This is a genomic window from Rhodospirillales bacterium (genome assembly GCA_016872535.1).
In the GTDB taxonomy this organism is placed as follows: domain Bacteria; phylum Pseudomonadota; class Alphaproteobacteria; order Rhodospirillales; family 2-12-FULL-67-15; genus 2-12-FULL-67-15.
The window spans coordinates 13741-30176 of sequence record VGZQ01000021.1 but is presented as its reverse complement, the minus strand read 5'-3'; the positions used below and the strand labels follow the sequence as shown (position 1 = coordinate 30176).

The following is a 16436-nucleotide window of genomic DNA, read 5'->3' as shown; positions in this document are numbered from 1 at the left end:
GCGCCGTTATTTTTTCTCTTTGGCCAGTACGTCGGCGTAGGCGGTGCCGAGTGCGGCATTCGATTTCTGGGCGCGCGCCCAGAACGGAATGGCCGTATCGGCGAACGCCTTTTGGCTGTCCCAAACTTTCTTGAAGAAAGCGTTTTCTTTCGCGTTCTTCTCGAAGTTCTTCAGTGCCGCTTCGCCGTAGAGCTTGAAGTACTCGGGCGGCGTGTCGCGCAGAATCACGCCATGCTTGGTCGTCAGTTCCTGCAGGGCCTTGCCGTTTTCGTGAATGCGATAGGCAACCGATTTGGTCAGCGACGCGTTGGCCGCCACTTCGATGGCCTTCTGCTGGCCGGGTGTCAATTTCTTCCAGAGATCGCCGTTGAGATAGAGGTCGGCATTCACGACCACCTGATGAAGGCCCTCAAGATAGTAGTTCTTGAGAACCTTTTGGAATCCGAAGGTCATGTCGGGCTTGGGGCAGCACCATTCGGCCGCATCGATGACGCCCTTCTCCAGAGCCGGCAGGATGTCGCCACCGCCCATCGCCACCGAAGCGACGCCAATATCCTTATAGATCTGGCCCGGAATGCCCGGCGGCGTGCGGAAGCGGAGCTTGCGGAAATCGTCCATGCTGGTGATCGGATTCTTGAACCAGCCGAGCGCCTCGGGCCCGACCGGCTGGAGCATGAATCCCTTCACGTTGACCTTCATTTCCTTCCACAACTCGTCGTAAAGCGCCTGACCGCCGCCGTAGAGGAACCACGACAGCCAGGCGAAATTGTCCATACCGACGCCGGACCCCGCGGCTGGCGAGCCGAACAAAGTCGCCGCCGGGTGCTTGCCCGACCAATAATGAGTCCAGGCGAAGCCGCCCTCGATCAGGCCCTTGTCGACCGCGTCCAGGGTATCGGCGACGGCCACGACCGCGCCCGCCGGCAGAACCTCGAATTGAACCGTATTGTTGGTCAGATCGGCGACATCCTTAGCGAAGTCCTTCAGCATGGTCACTTCGTCGGCCGACGTCGGAATGACGGATTGAACGCGGATCTTGACCGTTCTGCTTTGCGCGTCGGCAACGTCCGGAGCCGCCATCAGGCCGGCTCCCACCACAATCGCACATATCGCTTTCAACAGTTTCATATCGGTCTCCCTGTGTTGGATGTGTCATCGTACTTGTAGGTGATATGCACTCGCAACGAAGGATCTTGTCGTTGGCCTCCTTTCTCCACGTGCGGATTCATATGGGGATTTCGTTGTTTGCGACTTCATCAGAAAAAAAGGGACGCCAGCCCCGAAAGGGCGAGAAACGAAAGCGTGAAGCGGCGCAGCGCATTCACCGGCAAGGTGCGGGCCAAGCGTTCGCCGCCGAATCCGCCAACCAGATAAATCGGCGTCATCAGCAGCATCAGATAAAGTCCCGACCGGCCGACGAGCCCGTTCAAAACCAGAATCAAAAGCCCGAAGCTGGCGATGAACGTAATGTAGATCATGAGATTCGAGCGCGAGACCTCGGGCGGATCTTTCAACGCCATGAGGTAAATGACAACAATGGGGCCGCCGATCGCGGTCGAGCCCATCAGAAATCCGCTCAAACTTCCCACCGCGCCGGAAACCCAGCGCGGCGGTGTGTTCCGAATTCCGGCGCCGAACATCAACAACACGGAAAAGACCAGAACCAGCAACGCGATTCCCGTCCGGATGGCATCGGGATCCATCCGCGATTGAGCCAGAACGCCGAAGGGCAGAAAAACGGCGGCGAACGCGCAAATGGGCACTAATGTCTTTCCCGAGCAATGGGCGTATGCGCGGCGAAGCAGCGGCGCGGCGGCGATGCTCTCCATCAACAGCACGACGGATATGGCTTCCCCGGGCGGGAGCAGCCACGCCAGGGGAAGAGTCATAACCATGGCGCCGCCGAAACCCGTCAGTCCCCGCACAAGCCCAGCCGCAATCGCGATGATCAAGAACCATGGCAAATTATCCGTCAGCATGCCGAAGCCGCGCCTATTCGGGGGTCGGCCGCGTGCGGAAGAAGAACGATCTTCGCCGACGAAACCCGCGCGTGATGCAAATCCGCGAAGGCCGCCGGTCCTTCGGACAGCGGTCGGGTTTCGATCCACGAAAGGTCGCCGAAGTCGCCGCCGGCGAGCGCCCTTACCGTTTCGCGCAAATCCGCCGTCGAGTAGGTGTAGGTGCCGAGAAGGGCGATTTCGGCCAACGTCAGCTTGCGCATATCGATTTCGCTGGCCCAATCCTGCAGCCCGATGTGCATGACCACTCCGCCCGGACGGACCGCATGAAGCGCCGCCTTGCGCGTCGCCGCCGATCCGACCGCGTCGATCACATAGTCCGCGCTCGACTCGGCCGGCGGCGTTTCCCGTGGATCGTGGGCGGGATACCCGCTGACGGCTTGCAATCGCATCCGCCTTTCCGAATTGACCTCGGCGACGTCGAGGCGCGTGACGCCGCGGCCTTTCAAGAGCAGCGTGCTCAAAAGCCCGATCGCGCCGCCCCCCAGAATCAAGACGCGGCAATCGGCGAGCGGTTTCGCCAGTTGGCGAACGGAAAGATTGACCGCGTGCAGCGCCGTCGCCGCCGGTTCCGTCAACGCGGCCTTGGTCAGATCGAGATCGTCCGGGATCGGAATCAATGCCGCCGCCGGAATGCTCATGTATTCGGCGAAAGCACCCGGCCGGGTCATGCCGACCATGGTGCGGTGGGCGCAAAGATTGTCCCGTCCCTGCCGGCAATATTCGCATCGTCCGCACACGATCAGGGGATTGCCGGTCACGCGCGTGCCGGACCTCAAGGTTTTGTCCGCCGATTCCGCGACAACCCCCGAAAATTCGTGCCCCAGCACGAGACCGGGCTTTCGGCGCGGATCGTGACCGCGAAACGCGTGCATGTCCGATCCGCAGATGCCGACCGCTTCGATACGGACGATCGCCTCGCCCTCCGCCAGATCGGGATACGACCGATCGAGCAGATGGACCTCGTTGGGGGCGGTGTAGACTAAGGCTTTCATCGCGGCGTGACCCTGCTCCTTTGCCGTTTCACTTCGCCGTGTATCCGCCGTCCACCATGATCACCTGTCCAGTGATGTAGGCGGAGGCATCGCTGGCCAGGAACACGGTGACGCCGTAAAGATCTTCATCCCGGCCGTTTCGGCCGATGGCCGTTTGCGCGGCATGACGGGCAGCCAAGGTTTCGTTCTTGAAAACCGGATCGGTCAGCGGCGTCGGGAAAATACCGGGCCCGATGGCGTTGCAGGTGATCCCGCGCGAAGACCACTCCTGGGCGATCGCCCGGGTGAGTTGCACGATGCCGCCCTTGGCTGTGCCGTAGGAAGCGCCGTTTTCGAACGCCCGGTAGGATTGCAGCGACGCCAGATTGATGATCCGCCCCCGGCCGCGCGCCGCCATCGCGGGCGCCAACGCCTGGGTCAGGAAGAACGGCGCCGAAAGATGAAGCGCGATGTGGGTCTGCCAGGTTTCGGGCGTGACCTTGGCAAAAGGCTCGCGCAGGTTGACCCCCGCCGCGTTGACGAGAATTTCGACATCCGGCCATCGTCCGGCGACGGTCCGCCCGATGTCCGGCAGTGCGTCCTGGTTCGACAGATCACAAACGAAAGAGTCGGCCTCGATTCCGGCTTGCTTGAGGCGCGCAGCGGCTTCGCGATTTTCCTTTTCCCGCCGCCCCGCGATGATGACACAGGCGCCCGCCAGCCCCAGGGCCAGCGCCATCGCCGCACCAATACCGGAATTGCCCCCGGTAACGAAGGCGCGGCGACCGTCGAGCGAAAAACAGCGTTGCAGGAAGGATTGTCCGCTCATTCACGCCTCGACCGGCGTTCCGCGATCGAACGTCTCGCCGGGGAAATACTTGGCCAGCCGGTCGTCCGCAGTCCGGGCATGGGCCTCCATCCCCTCAAGCCGGGAAATGCGGGCGGTGACCAGGGCCATTTCCTTCGCCGCGGCCTTGGTCATGCGCTGCCACGTCAGCGTCTTCATGAATTTATGGACCGAAAGCCCGCCCGAGTACCGCGCCGCGCCCTTGGTCGGAAGAATGTGATTGGGGCCGGACGTTTTGTCGCCGAAAGCGACGGTCGTTTCCTCGCCCAGGAACAGGGAGCCGTAGCAGGTCAAATTCCGCAGCCACCAATCCAGGTCGCGCGCGTGAACCTCCAGGTGTTCGCTCGCATAACGGTCGGAAATGGAAGCCACTTCGTCGCGCGAGCCGCACAGGATCACCTCGCCGTAGTCGCGCCACGCGGCACCGGCCGCGTCGCGGGCGGTCGGGGGAAGTTTGGCGATCAGATCGGGAACGCGCCGCATGACGTCCTCGGCCAAGACGCGAGAAGTGGTGAAAAGCCAGGCCGGAGATTCGTGGCCGTGTTCGGCCTGTCCCACGAGATCCGAGGCGACAAGGGCCGGGTCGGCGGAATCGTCGGCGATGACCGCCACTTCCGATGGGCCGGCGAAAACGTCGATGCCGACCTTGCCGTAGAGCTTGCGCTTGGCCTCGGCGACGAACTTGTTTCCCGGCCCGACGATGATGTCGGCGGGCTTGCCCGTGAACAGCCCGTAGGCGAGCGTGGCGATCGCCTGAACCCCGCCCAGGGTCATAATGACGTCGGCACCCGCCACTTTCATCGCGTACAAGACCTGCGGATGGATGCCTTCGCCCCGGAACGGCGTCGAGCACGCGATCACGGTCGGCACCCCGGCCGCCTTGGCGGTGGCGATGCCCATGTAGGCCGACGCGATGTGCGCGTACCGTCCGGTCGGGACATAGCATCCGGCGACATTGACCGGGATGACGCGCTGGCCGGCCGTGACGCCCGAACGCAACTCGGTTTCGAACTCCTTCAGCGATGCCTTCTGCGCCAGCGCGAAAGCCCTTACTTGTTCGGCGGCGAATTCGATATCGCGCTTGACGGATGTCGGAATACCCCGTGTCCGCCGCTCGATTTCTTCGGCCGACACCAAGATATCGCCGCTCCATTTATCGAGCTTCAGCGCGTAATCCCTGACCGCCCGTTCGCCGCCTTTTTCGATCTCGGCCAGCATTTCCGCCACGACCTTTTCCGCAGTGGAAGTTTCCGTTTCCGGCGTTTTCGCCGCCTTTTTCAGATATTCGATTGCCATGGCCCGCTCGCCGTTTCCCCGATCTTTATCGTTTGACCGCCGATGCGGCTTGTCCCAGCGTCCGCGAAAGACGCGCCGCCGTCGCGCGCAACGCCTCCACGTGCTCCATTGCCCGCGCGAGACTCAATCGGACGGTCGGCGCGTGAACGGCCAGCGCCCCGCAAATCCGCTTGCGGTTGCGCGGATCCGTCACCGGCACGGCAACGGCGATCAATCCCTTCAGGAATTCTTCGTTGTCGGTCGAAACCCCGGTACGGCGAATCTCGCGCAAGGCGGTCTCGAGCGCGCGCGGATCGGTGACGGTCCTATCGGTGCACCGGGCCAACGGCAGCGACGCCAGGAGCCGGCGGCGTTCGCGCGCCGACAGGTGACTGAGGAACAACTTGCCGCTGGCGGTGCAGTGCAACGGCACGCGCGAGCCCGGCTGCAGATGCAACCGCAACGGCCAATCGGCCTCGACGCGGTCGATATAAACCACGTCGCTGCCGTCACGCATGGTGAAGTTGCACGTTTCGCCGATCTTCCGGACCAGCGCCTGCATGATGGCGTGCCGCTCCCCGCGCAGCGAGGAATGCCGCAAAACGTCCAGGGAAATGCCGACCAGCCGGTGACCGGGTTCGAAGCGGCGGGAATCCGGCTCGCGGCGGAGAAAACCTTCCCGTTCGAGAAGACGTACAATGCGATGCGCCGTTGCCTTGGAAAGACCAGCGCTTTCACCGATCGCCGTCAGCGGCAACGGCCTGTCCGCCTGGGCCACCAATTCCACGATTTTCAGCCCACGAACGATCGCGGGATCGCGTTCCATCAACTCCGCGACCGGCTGTGCGTGCCGTACCGGCTTAAGCGCCGCGCGTTGCCCCATTATCGCATCCGCCCCGACGGAACGCTTCGAGCGTCTTGCCCGTCAGTCGGCCAAGGCGCCGAGCGAAACATCGTCGCGTCCTCCCTCCCGGTTCTCCCCGCGCGAACGCCTGGCCTTCGATGTGCCCGATGGCGAATCCCGCACGCCCTGTTCGGCCCGACCGATCGCGTCGGCGGGCCGCAACATGCTAGACACGATCGTTGCGGAGAACAATACTGTCGGCGGCTATTATGGAACTATATGTTCCATTTTTTGAATAAATGCAGTTTTTTCGAGAAGATGGGATGGGTTACGATTATATCATCGTCGGTGCCGGAACCGCCGGGTGCGTTCTCGCCAATCGGCTGAGCGACGGCGGCCGGCATCGTGTTCTTTTGCTGGAAGCGGGTCCGGTCGACGATTATCCGTGGATTCACGTTCCCATCGGCTATGCCAAGACGATGTTCCACCCGGTTTTCAACTGGGAGTTCTATACCGAACCCGAGGCCGGAATGGACAACCGACGAATCTACTGGCCGCGCGGACGCTGCCTCGGCGGATCGTCCTCGATCAACGGTTTGATTTACATCCGCGGCCAGCACGCGGATTACGACCACTGGGCCGCACTCGGCAACGCCGGATGGAGCGCCAGGGACGTCCTGCCCTATTTCAAGAAACTCGAGGGAAACAGCCGCGGCGCCGACGACTGGCACGGCGGCGACGGCCCTTTAAGCTGCTCGGACATCGGCGAGCCGCACGAACTGATCGAGGCGATCATCAAGGGCGCGCAGTCCCTGGACGTTCCCCGCAACCCCGATTTCAACGGCGCGACCCAGGAAGGCGTCGGCTATTACCAGTTGTTCACGCGCAACGGCTGGCGATGCAGCAACGCGGTCGCCTATCTGAAACCGGCGCGCGGACGCGTCAACCTGACCGTCGCAACCGATGCTCAGGCCATGAGAATTGTTTTTACCAATCCGCCCGGGGAACGGCCGCGCGCGGTCGGCATCGAATACGCCAGGCACGGCCGGCGATTCGTCGCCGGCGCACGCCGGGAAGTGATCCTGGCGGCGGGCGCCCTGCAAAGCCCGCAACTGCTTCAATTGTCCGGCATCGGTCCCGCCCGGCTACTGCGCGATTTCGCTATCGATGTCGTCGCCGATCTTCCCGGCGTCGGCGAAAATCTTCAAGACCACCTTCAATTCCGATTGATCTTCAAGTGCGCGAAGCCCATCACCACCAACGACGATCTTCGGTCCTGGATTCGCGCCGCCAAAATCGGTTTGCAATGGCTGCTGCTCCGCTCCGGTCCGCTCGCCGTCGGCATCAACCAAGGCGGGCTGTTCACCAGGGTTCTGCCGGAATCCCGCACGCCGGACATCCAGTTTCATTTTGCCACCCTTTCGGCCGACATGGCGGGCGCCAAACCGCATCCGTTTTCCGGCTTCACCTTCAGCGTCTGCCAGCTTCGCCCGTCGTCGCGCGGAACGGTACGGATCCAGTCCCTCGATCCCTGGCAGCCGCCCGCCATGCGGCCCAATTATCTGTCCACGGAGCTCGATCGCCGCTGCGCCGTCGCCGCCGTCAAGTTCGCCCGGCGCTTGGCGGCAACCGACGCCATGCGTCCTTATGTTCGGGAAGAATACCGTCCCGGCCCGGCGGCGACATCGGACGATGAACTGCTCGCCTTCTGCCGCGAGCAGGGAGCGACGATTTTTCACCCGTCGGGAACCTGCAAGATGGGTAACGATCCCATGGCCGTCGTCGATTCGAGTCTGCGCGTTCACGGCGTCGGCGGATTGCGCGTCGTCGATTGCTCGATCATGCCGACATTGGTTTCCGGCAACACCAATGCGCCCGTCACCATGATCGCCGAAAAAGCCAGCGACATGATTCTGCGGGACGCTTGCGCTTAATATTGAGGGCTTAATCTCGTCCCACCCCTTGCCGAGTCGAACCGGCTCTGCCGCGCGGCTATCGCACGGACGGCAGCCGCTATGTGGAAACCGTCGTGCGGGGTGTACGTGCGGCCGAAGCCTCCGTAGGGACGCGACTTTTCCCGTCCCACGGCGTTACGATGTCATCAGTCGCGTCAACACGCGGGTCAAAACATCGGCCCCGGCGGCAAGGTCCTCGGGCGGGGTGAATTCCGTCTCGTTGTGGCTGACGCCTCCGACCGAGGGCACGAAGATCATCGCCGACGGCGCGACCGCGCGCAGCGGTATCGAATCGTGCCCGGCGACGGTCGCGAGCCTATGGGTGGCGTAGCCGGCACCGTGCGCTTCCCGCTCAATGAGCGCGCGCAAGGCCGGATCAAACGCGCCGGCCGGTCGATCGACGGTACGCGTCAGCGCCACCGAAACCGATGGCGTCGAAAGCGCACGCGCCCGGGCCTCGAACCGGGCGCGGGTGTCTTCCAGGCGATTCGCGTCGGCGTCGCGGAATTCGGCGTACAGTCGGACATGGCCCGGCACGACGTTGGTCGAATTGGGATGCACGTCGAGCCGCCCGACCGAGGACAGCAGCGCGCCCCCGGTTTGATCCGACAGCCCCCGTGCGAACAGGATCAATTCCGCCGCCGGCAGCAGGGCGTCGCGGCGCCGCGCCATGGCGGTCGGGCCGGTGTGCGCCGCTTCGCCGACGATCTCGACCACGTATTTCACCGTGCCCCAGTTGCCCTCGACCACGCCGATGGTTTTTCCTTCGCGTTCGAGTTCCGGGCCCTGTTCGATGTGCAGTTCCAGGTAGGCCGCCAACGACCGGGGCGGCGCGTCGCCGCCGCGATAGCCGATATCCTCCAAAGCCGAACCCAAGGTGATCCCGGTGCCGTCGGCGCGCGCCAGCGCGAATTCCGTTTCGACCAATCCGGCGTAGACCGCACTGCCAAGGGTGCTTGGGGCGAAGCGCGCGCCTTCCTCGTTGGTCCAGTTGACGACGGCGAGATTGCGGGTCGGCTTCGGGCCGCCGCGCGCCGTCGTGCGCGCGATTGCGCGCGCCGCTTCCAATGCCGCGACGACACCGTAGGCCCCGTCGTAACGGCCGCCGGCGGGCTGGCTGTCGAGGTGCGATCCGGCGAAGACGAAGGGTGCGTCCGGCCCGGCCCACGGGAATACGCCGTACATGTTGCCGACCGCGTCGATCAGGACACGGGCCCCCGCCTCCGCCAGGCGCGCGCGAAGCCAATCGCGGGCTTGGCCGTCTTCGCGGCTGGCGGCGAGACGCGTTACCCCGCCGCCCGCCGTGCGCCCGAACGCGGACACCTCGTCGAGAGCGCCAAGCAGCCGGTCCGCGTCGCAGGCGTATTTCCGTTTCACGATTCGATCCCCCGCGCGGGTCCAACGCGCGCGGGCGGAAATCCCGGCTCGCCGGCGAAATGGCAACGCACGAGACGATCCTCGGCCGCGCGCAGCGGCGGCGCCTCGGCGCGGCAGCGCGCCTCGGCGTAAGGACAGCGGGTATGAAAGCGGCAGCCGGCGGGCGGATCGAGCGGGCTTGGCACTTCGCCCGCGAGGATGATCCGGTTCTTCGATCCGGCCAGTTTCGGATCGGCGACCGGCGCCGCCGAGAACAGAGCCTGGGTGTAGGGGTGCAGGCGCCGCTGCCGCAGCGCGCGGGTATCGGCGATCTCGACGATTTCGCCCAGATACATCACCGCGATACGGTCGGAGATATGCTGCACCAAGGCCAGGTCGTGGGAAATGAACACGTAGGCGATGCCGAGATCGCGTTGCAACCGCTTCAAAAGATTGATCACCTGGGCCTGAATCGACACGTCGAGGGCGGAAACCGGTTCGTCGCAGATGATGATCGACGGTCCGACAGCGAGCGCGCGGGCGATGGCGACGCGCTGGCGCTGGCCGCCCGACAGTTCGTGCGGATGGCGCTCGACGAATTCGGGACCGAGGCCGACAGTACGCAACAGTTCGATCACCTTGTCCCGCCGCGCGCGGCGGTCGAGAGATTCGTGCAGGCGGATCGGATCGGCGACGATCGCGCCGATCGACCAACGCGGATTGAGGCTGGCGTAGGGATCCTGGAACACGATCTGCAAATGGCGCCGGAGGCCGCGCAGCGCTCGTTTGCCGGCGTGCGTGACATCTTCCCCCAAGACGACGATGCGTCCGCCGGTCGGTTCCTCCAGGCGCATCAGGCATTTCGCCAGCGTCGACTTGCCGCAGCCCGATTCGCCGACGATGGCCAGCGTTTCGCCCCGCGCCAGGGTCAGGTTAATTCCGTCGAGGGCGTGTACCACGCGCGTCGGAGCGAACAGCCCTTCCTTGACCGGGAAATGCTTGACCAGGTCGCGCGCTTCGAGAACCGTTTCGGCGATGGGCGTCATCGGGACGCCCCTTGCGCCGCGAAGCAGGCGACGGGACGGCCCGGCGCGACATCCCGCAACTCCGGCATCTCCATCCGGCAGTGATCGAACGCGTCGGGACAGCGCGGCGCGAAGCTACATCCCTTCGGCATCTCGAACGGCGACGGCACCGTGCCCGGGATTTCGCGCAGGAACGCGCCTTCGGATTCCTCGCGCTTGGCCGCTTCCAGCAGACCCCGGGTGTAGGGATGGCGCGGGTCGCCGAAAATATCGCCGACGGCGCCTTCCTCGACCTTGCGCCCGGCGTACATGACGATCACCCGATGCGCGGTTTCGGCGACGACGCCGAGATCGTGGGTGATCAGCAGCACCGCCATGCCGAAGCGCGCTTTCAGCGACTGGATCAGGTCGAGCACCTGCGCCTGAACGGTGACGTCGAGCGCGGTGGTCGGCTCGTCCGCGATCAGCAGCTTCGGCCGGCAGGCGAGCGCCATCGCGATCATCACCCGCTGGCGCATGCCGCCGGAGAGGTTGTGCGGATACTGGCGCGCCCTCGCCTCGGGCGCCGGCACGCCGACCAGGCGCAGCAGCTCGACCACTTCGGCCGCGATCCGATCGGGAGCGAGGCCAAGGTGAAGGCGCAGCACTTCGCCGATCTGACGTTCGACCGTAAAGACCGGGTTGAGGGCGGCCATGGCGTCCTGGAAAATCATGGCGATGCGCCGCCCGCGCACGTGGCGAATGGCAGCGTCGGACAGATCGAGCAGGTTTTGATCCTCGAACCGTACATGCCCGGCGACGATCTTTCCCGGCGGATCGGGAACCAGACGCAGAAGCGCGTGCGCGACCGTACTTTTGCCGGAGCCGGATTCGCCGACGATCGCCATGGTTTCCCCTTCGCCGATGGCGAACGAAAGTCCCTCGACCGCCTTGACGACGCCGAGCGTGGTGCGGAAATGCACCGAGAGGTCCCGCACCTCGATCACGGCGCTCATCGCTGCTTGAGCCTCGGGTTGAGCGCATCGTTCAAGCCCTCGCCGACCAGGTTGATAGCGAGCACGGTGACCAGGATCATCAGTCCGGGGATCGCCGCCATCCACGGCGCGACGCGCAAAACCGTGCGCGCGACTCCGATCATATAGCCCCACGACACCAGGTTGGGATCGCCGAGTCCCAGGAACGACAGCCCCGATTCGGTCAGGATCGCGGTCGCGACCGTGAGCGAAGCGACGACGATCACCGGCGGCAGCGCGTTGGGCATGATCTGCAGCAGGATGATTTCCCAATCCGGCATGCCGATGGCGCGGCAACCTTGCACGTATTCGCGGTCGCGGTGGGCGATGAATTCGCCGCGCGCGAGGCGCGCGACCGAGGGCCAGGACACGATGGCGATGGCGATGGTGATGTTGGCGACCGTCGGCGAAAAGATCGCCACCAGCACGACCGCGAGCACGAACGACGGGATAGTCAAGAAAAATTCGGTGATCCGCATGAGGGCGTCGTCGATCCGTCCGCCGTAGTAACCGGCGAGCGCGCCGAAGGTGACGCCGATGGCGGTTGCCGCCAGGCTGGCCATCACTCCGATCAGCAGGGAGATCCGTGCGCCGTGAATAATTCCGGCGAGGATGTCGCGCCCGGCAACGTCGGTACCGAGCGGGAAGCGCGCGAACGGCGGCATGAACGGCCGCCCGACCATGTCGAACGGATCGACCGGATAGAGCCAGGGCCCGACCAGGGCCAGCAGCACCACGAGCGCAAGCACAACCGCTCCGCCCACGGCGGCGCGATTGTTGCGGAAACGTGCCCAGAAGGCCCAGAGAATGTTCATTTGTGGACGATGCGCGGATCGAGGAAACCGTAGAGAAGGTCGACGATCAGATTGGCGATCACCACCACGATCGAGGAAACGAAAAGAATGCCGAGCAGCAGATTGAGATCGCGCTGCAACAACGCGTCGAACACCAGCCGCCCGAGTCCCGGCCAGCCGAACACGGTTTCGACCAGGATCGAACCGCCGAGCAAATGCCCGATTTGCACGCCGGCGAGCGTCACCACCGGCAGCAGCGCGTTGCGTAACGCGTGCGTCCAGGCAACCGTCGTTTCGGAAAGGCCCTTGGCCCGCGCCATGGTGATGAAATCGAGGCTATAGACTTCGAGCATGGCCGCGCGCATGAGGCGGGTGTAGATCGCCACGTAAAAGAGGCCAAGAGTCGCCGCCGGCAGAATTAAATGCCGCGCGACATCGAGCGCATAGGCGAAGCCGCTCAGATCCGCTCCGATCTTCATCATGCCGCCCGACGGCAGCAGGTCGAACACGATCGAGAACAGCACGATCAGCATGAGGCCGAGCCAGAACGCGGGCGTGGCGTAGACGATCAGCGCCGACACCGAGATGACGGTGTCGATCCATGTGCCGCGCCGGCGCGCCGCGACGACGCCGAGCACGACGCCGACACCGACGGCCAGAACGATCGCCACGACCATCAGGATGACGGTGGCGAGGAGACGGTCGGCGATCAGGTCGAGCACCGGCACGCCCTGGATGAAGGACATGCCCAAATCGAGCCGGAGCAGCCGCCCGATATAGACGACGAATTGCTCCGCCAGCGGCAGATCGAGCCCGAAGCTGCGGCGCAGTTGTTCGGTGAACTCCAGGGTGGCATGGCCCATTTGGCCGGCCAGGATGTCGGCCGCATCGCCCGGCGCCAGCTTGATCAGCAGGAAATTCATCGCGGCAATGGCAAACACCACCGGTACCAGATGCAACAATCGGCGGACGACGAATGCCAGGGTAGTTTTACGCATGGAGTCGACGTTTCCTCGGATGCGTCAGAGCCGTTTGTGCGCGTCACATCCACCGCGCGGCGAAATAAGGGCCTTGCCCCGATCGAATCGAAGGGCAAGGCCCCGAAAACGACGCGCGTGGCGCGACGGCTACTCGATCCACACCTGATCCCAGCCGGTGTACATCGAAATACCGTTGGAAATCAGGCCCTTCACCCGCTTGTTCCAGACATTCATGAAGCTGATTTCCATCAGGAAGATCACCGGCAATTCGTCGCGGATGATTTGTTGGACTTCGGCCCATGCCTTGTTGCGCTCGGGCCCATCCTCCAGGCGTGCGGTCAGGCCGAACAGTTCGTCGACCCGCGGATTGCGGTAGTTCATCGAGTTGTTGAAGGTCGCGCCCTGTTTGATGTTGGTGGAAATGAAGGCGCGCTGCACCCCGATGGTCGGATCGGAGTAGTTGTGGGTGAAGTTGGACGTGAACTGATACGCCCAGTCGGTGTACACCCGCTTCAACCAGCCACCCATGTCGAGGCTTTGGGTCTCGACCTGGATTCCGACCTTGCCGAGTTCCTGCTTGATATACTCGGCCTGGCGTACCCACTCCTCGCCGTAGGGCAGGAAGTTTTGCGTCAGCTTGAAGCGGACGCCGTCGGCCCCGCGCTTGTAACCGGCCTCGTCGAGCAGCTTGTTGGCCTTGGCCGGGCTGTATTCGAAAGGCTTCAGGGTTTTGTCAAAGTGGGTCGGGTTGCCGCTGACGACCGGCCCGCGCGCCGGTTTGCCCTGGCCGTACCAGATGACGTCGACCAGCTTGGCGCGGTCGATGGCCAGGCTGATCGCCTGGCGTACCTTGACGTCGCTCAGCGGTTTTTCGCGCAGGTTGACTTCCAACCACATGATCGGCCCGAGGCCTTCGCTGCCCTCTTGCGATGCGACCAACTGGGGCAGTTTGCTCAAGCGCTGGATTTCCGCCGGCGGCAACGCGTTCATCGGCGCGAGATCGACTTCGCCCTTCTCGACCGCGATGGCGCGGGCGGCGCCGTCGGGCAGGACCCGCATCACCACTTGGTCGAGGTACGGCCGGCCAGCCTTCCAATAGTCCGCGTTGCGTTCGAGGATGATGTGACTGCCCTTTTTCCATTCCTTCAGCTTAAAGGGGCCGGTGCCGATCGGATTTTGCATGATCTTGGCCTGACGGATCTTGTCGGCGGCGAGTTCCTCGTCGGCGAACCCGTGCTTGGGCATCATCGGCGTTTCGCTCGGCTGGAAAGCGCGCAGGAAATACGGCACCGGCGCCTTCAATTTAAAGACGACGGTATGGGTGTCCGGCGTTTCGATCGTTGCGACGTTGCCGAAATACGTTCGCCCGCGCGAATGGTTGGGCGTGACCACCTTTTCGATGCTGAATTTCACGTCCTCGCTGGTGAACGGCTTGCCGTCGTGCCACTTCACGCCCGCGCGCAGCTTGAAGGTATAGACTAGGCGGTCGGACGACACCGTCCAGGATTCGGCGAGGCCGGGCTTGGGCGTCATTCCGGCCCCCTCGTATTCCAGTAGGCTTTCGTAAATCTTGGTCGAAATCAGCGCGACCGGCACGGCGGTAGTCGAGATGGTGGACATCGCCGTCGCTTCCGGCTGATAGGTGTAAGTGAGCGTGCCGCCTCTTTTCTGCGCTTCCGCCGATGGCGCCAGCAAGGCGCCAACGGCAAACGCGGCGGTCGTAAGGGCGATCAGGCGAAACGGGGTCATGACGGAATCTCCTCTGTTTAGGGGCGGCGTGCCGGTTGGGTTCCGGCCTCGGGTTCGGCGTCCGAATTACACCAAGCCGGGATGAACTCGATCAAGTGCTCAATGCAGTCGAGGTATTCGCCGAGGGCGATGTGTTCGTCGGGCTTGTGGGCCTGGGCGATGGTTCCGGGCCCGAAAATGATCGACGGAATGCCCCCTTGGTTGACCAAATGGCGCATGTCGCAGCAAAACGGGCCCGGCCGCACCCCGCCGTCGGCGCCGCGGGCTTTCAGGGCCTCGGCCATGTGGACGGCAAGCGGGATTTGTGGGCTTTGCCGGGTGCTGTCGTCGTGGTGGAGGAATTCGAGCCGCGCCGGGTGCTGGCGCAGGAAGTCGTCGGCGTCGTTGGCCCGGCCGACCGCTTGGCGGAAATCGCGCATCACGTCGCCGATGTCGCCGACCCCGGGCGCGAAGTAGGCGCCGCCGCGTAAACTGACCTCGCCCGCGGTCACGGTTTCGTAATGGCCGCCCGCGACCTTGCCGATAACCAGCGCGAAGGGCGCGCGGCCCCGTTCCATCGGGTCGTCGTTGGGAACGGCGTTGAATCGGCGTTCGAGATCAAGCAGCGCATCGATCACTCTGGGGAGTTTTTCGATGGCGCTAACCCCATCCTGGATGCCGCCCTGCCAGCGCGCGCCCGGCGAACGCGGCCGCCCCGGAATTCTAACTTGCCAATAAAGGCCCCCCGGATGGCTGACGGCGACGCCGTTGTTGGTCGGCTCCAGCACGATGGCGGCATCGGCGGTAAAGCCGCGCCGCACCAGATCGAGGGTGCCGTTGCCCGCGTGCTCTTCGTTGACGACGCTTTGGAAAATCACGTCGCCGCGCAAGCGCACGCCCGCCCGCTTGAGGAACGTGAGCGCCATCAGCGCCGCCATCAGACCGCCCTTCATGTCGGACGTGCCGCGCCCGTACATCAGGCCGTTGTCGATCGCCGCGCCGAACGGATCGCGCGTCCATTCGCCGGCCGGCTCGATCGTCACCGTATCGATATGCCCGTTCAGGATCAGCGAACGACCGCCGCCCGTGCCACGGAAAATGCCGACCACATTTGGCCGGTCGCGGTAATTGAGCACGTTTTCGAGGCCGCTCGCCCGCAACGCTTCGTATGTGGGCAAGTCCGTGTAGGGCAGAATCAGATCGTGTTGCCAATGGGTGGGATACTGCGCGATGTTCGGAAAGCGCGCGAACAACGCCGCGATATCGGGCTCCAGCAGCGAGACCTCCGCGCCCAGATCCTTGAGGCTCGCGGCGAGGTGCCGTTGGGCCGCGCCTTCCTCGCCGGTCAAGCTCGGAATTCGCACCAGCCGGGCGAGCGCCGCGATGCTTTCCTCGCGGCCGGCGGCGGCCAACGCCAGGGCTTGGCTTCGTTCCGCTTCATACGGCGCGGCGGAGATGGGGCGTGACGGCGTCATGTTCCTATGAATAAATCATAACGGCCCGCTTCGGCTAATACCGTAATTTCAGCGCGACGCGGCTTTCGTTATGCGGAACCCTGTGGATAACCGCGTAATCATTGCATCCCGCTCAGTGATGGGAAAGCCGGTTTATTGAACTCTGCGGTTTG

Annotated in this window: 14 protein-coding genes; 1 reads left to right on the top strand and 13 read right to left on the bottom strand. The window is 64.0% G+C overall.

Going from position 1 to position 16436, the window contains the following annotated elements:
* Nucleotides 1-6: 6 nt before the first annotated feature.
* The 6 genes from FJ311_06040 to FJ311_06015 all read right to left on the bottom strand — a co-directional run bounded on the left by FJ311_06040 (nucleotide 7) and on the right by FJ311_06015 (nucleotide 5997).
* Nucleotides 7-1119 (bottom strand): TRAP transporter substrate-binding protein, encoded by a 1113-nt coding sequence (locus FJ311_06040; protein MBM3950996.1) that lies wholly within the window; start codon nucleotides 1117-1119, stop codon nucleotides 7-9.
* Between the two features lie 137 nt (nucleotides 1120-1256).
* Nucleotides 1257-1979 carry a sulfite exporter TauE/SafE family protein gene (locus tag FJ311_06035; GenBank protein ID MBM3950995.1) on the bottom strand — a complete coding sequence of 241 codons (723 nt, stop codon included), beginning with the start codon at nucleotides 1977-1979 and terminating at the stop codon, nucleotides 1257-1259.
* The gene (locus FJ311_06030; GenBank protein MBM3950994.1) at nucleotides 1973-3013 is read right to left on the bottom strand and encodes a zinc-binding dehydrogenase; all 1041 of its coding nucleotides are present in this window, start codon (nucleotides 3011-3013) and stop codon (nucleotides 1973-1975) included. Before FJ311_06030 ends, FJ311_06035 begins: the two co-directional genes overlap by 7 nt.
* Nucleotides 3014-3041: 28 nt before the next feature.
* On the bottom strand, nucleotides 3042-3821 hold the full coding sequence (locus FJ311_06025; GenBank protein MBM3950993.1) for an SDR family oxidoreductase: 780 nt from the start codon (nucleotides 3819-3821) through the stop codon (nucleotides 3042-3044).
* Nucleotides 3822-5135, bottom strand: coding sequence for a histidinol dehydrogenase (gene hisD / locus FJ311_06020; protein MBM3950992.1), 1314 nt, complete (start codon nucleotides 5133-5135; stop codon nucleotides 3822-3824).
* 25 nt (nucleotides 5136-5160) lie between these two features.
* Nucleotides 5161-5997, bottom strand: a complete 837-nt coding sequence (locus FJ311_06015; protein ID MBM3950991.1) for an IclR family transcriptional regulator — start codon at nucleotides 5995-5997, stop codon at nucleotides 5161-5163.
* Between the two features lie 284 nt (nucleotides 5998-6281).
* On the opposite strand from FJ311_06015, the gene FJ311_06010 reads away from it, so the two are divergent.
* Nucleotides 6282-7892, top strand: coding sequence for a choline dehydrogenase (locus FJ311_06010; GenBank protein ID MBM3950990.1), 1611 nt, complete (start codon nucleotides 6282-6284; stop codon nucleotides 7890-7892).
* Nucleotides 7893-8048: 156 nt separating this feature from the next.
* Here FJ311_06010 and FJ311_06005 read toward each other — a convergent pair whose 3' ends face one another.
* The 7 genes from FJ311_06005 to FJ311_05975 form a co-directional block, all read right to left on the bottom strand.
* Entirely contained in the window at nucleotides 8049-9446 is a 1398-nt protein-coding gene (locus tag FJ311_06005) for a Zn-dependent hydrolase (protein ID MBM3950989.1), read from the bottom strand.
* Nucleotides 9287-10315 (bottom strand): dipeptide ABC transporter ATP-binding protein, encoded by a 1029-nt coding sequence (locus FJ311_06000; protein MBM3950988.1) that lies wholly within the window; start codon nucleotides 10313-10315, stop codon nucleotides 9287-9289. Before FJ311_06000 ends, FJ311_06005 begins: the two co-directional genes overlap by 160 nt.
* Entirely contained in the window at nucleotides 10312-11289 is a 978-nt protein-coding gene (locus FJ311_05995) for an ABC transporter ATP-binding protein (protein ID MBM3950987.1), read from the bottom strand. Before FJ311_05995 ends, FJ311_06000 begins: the two co-directional genes overlap by 4 nt.
* On the bottom strand, nucleotides 11286-12122 hold the full coding sequence (locus tag FJ311_05990) for an ABC transporter permease (GenBank protein MBM3950986.1): 837 nt from the start codon (nucleotides 12120-12122) through the stop codon (nucleotides 11286-11288). Before FJ311_05990 ends, FJ311_05995 begins: the two co-directional genes overlap by 4 nt.
* Nucleotides 12119-13099 (bottom strand): ABC transporter permease, encoded by a 981-nt coding sequence (locus tag FJ311_05985; GenBank protein MBM3950985.1) that lies wholly within the window; start codon nucleotides 13097-13099, stop codon nucleotides 12119-12121. The genes FJ311_05990 and FJ311_05985 overlap by 4 nt, the downstream gene beginning before the upstream one ends.
* A 129-nt stretch (nucleotides 13100-13228) precedes the next feature.
* Nucleotides 13229-14830: an ABC transporter substrate-binding protein gene (locus tag FJ311_05980; protein MBM3950984.1), complete on the bottom strand. Its 1602-nt coding sequence runs from the start codon at nucleotides 14828-14830 to the stop codon at nucleotides 13229-13231.
* Between the two features lie 17 nt (nucleotides 14831-14847).
* On the bottom strand, nucleotides 14848-16284 hold the full coding sequence (locus FJ311_05975; protein MBM3950983.1) for a M20/M25/M40 family metallo-hydrolase: 1437 nt from the start codon (nucleotides 16282-16284) through the stop codon (nucleotides 14848-14850).
* Between the last annotated feature and the right edge of the window lie 152 nt (nucleotides 16285-16436).

Coding starts and splice junctions, on each gene's coding strand:
- FJ311_05990 (MBM3950986.1), bottom strand. CDS start 12,122: ATGAACATTCTCTGGGCCTTCTGGGCACGTTTCCGCAACAATCGCGCC.
- FJ311_05975 (MBM3950983.1), bottom strand. CDS start 16,284: ATGACGCCGTCACGCCCCATCTCCGCCGCGCCGTATGAAGCGGAACGA.
- FJ311_06010 (MBM3950990.1), top strand. CDS start 6,282: ATGGGTTACGATTATATCATCGTCGGTGCCGGAACCGCCGGGTGCGTT.
- FJ311_05995 (MBM3950987.1), bottom strand. CDS start 11,289: ATGAGCGCCGTGATCGAGGTGCGGGACCTCTCGGTGCATTTCCGCACC.
- FJ311_06015 (MBM3950991.1), bottom strand. CDS start 5,997: ATGGGGCAACGCGCGGCGCTTAAGCCGGTACGGCACGCACAGCCGGTC.
- FJ311_06025 (MBM3950993.1), bottom strand. CDS start 3,821: ATGAGCGGACAATCCTTCCTGCAACGCTGTTTTTCGCTCGACGGTCGC.
- FJ311_06000 (MBM3950988.1), bottom strand. CDS start 10,315: ATGACGCCCATCGCCGAAACGGTTCTCGAAGCGCGCGACCTGGTCAAG.
- FJ311_05985 (MBM3950985.1), bottom strand. CDS start 13,099: ATGCGTAAAACTACCCTGGCATTCGTCGTCCGCCGATTGTTGCATCTG.
- FJ311_05980 (MBM3950984.1), bottom strand. CDS start 14,830: ATGACCCCGTTTCGCCTGATCGCCCTTACGACCGCCGCGTTTGCCGTT.
- hisD (MBM3950992.1), bottom strand. CDS start 5,135: ATGGCAATCGAATATCTGAAAAAGGCGGCGAAAACGCCGGAAACGGAA.
- FJ311_06035 (MBM3950995.1), bottom strand. CDS start 1,979: ATGCTGACGGATAATTTGCCATGGTTCTTGATCATCGCGATTGCGGCT.
- FJ311_06030 (MBM3950994.1), bottom strand. CDS start 3,013: ATGAAAGCCTTAGTCTACACCGCCCCCAACGAGGTCCATCTGCTCGAT.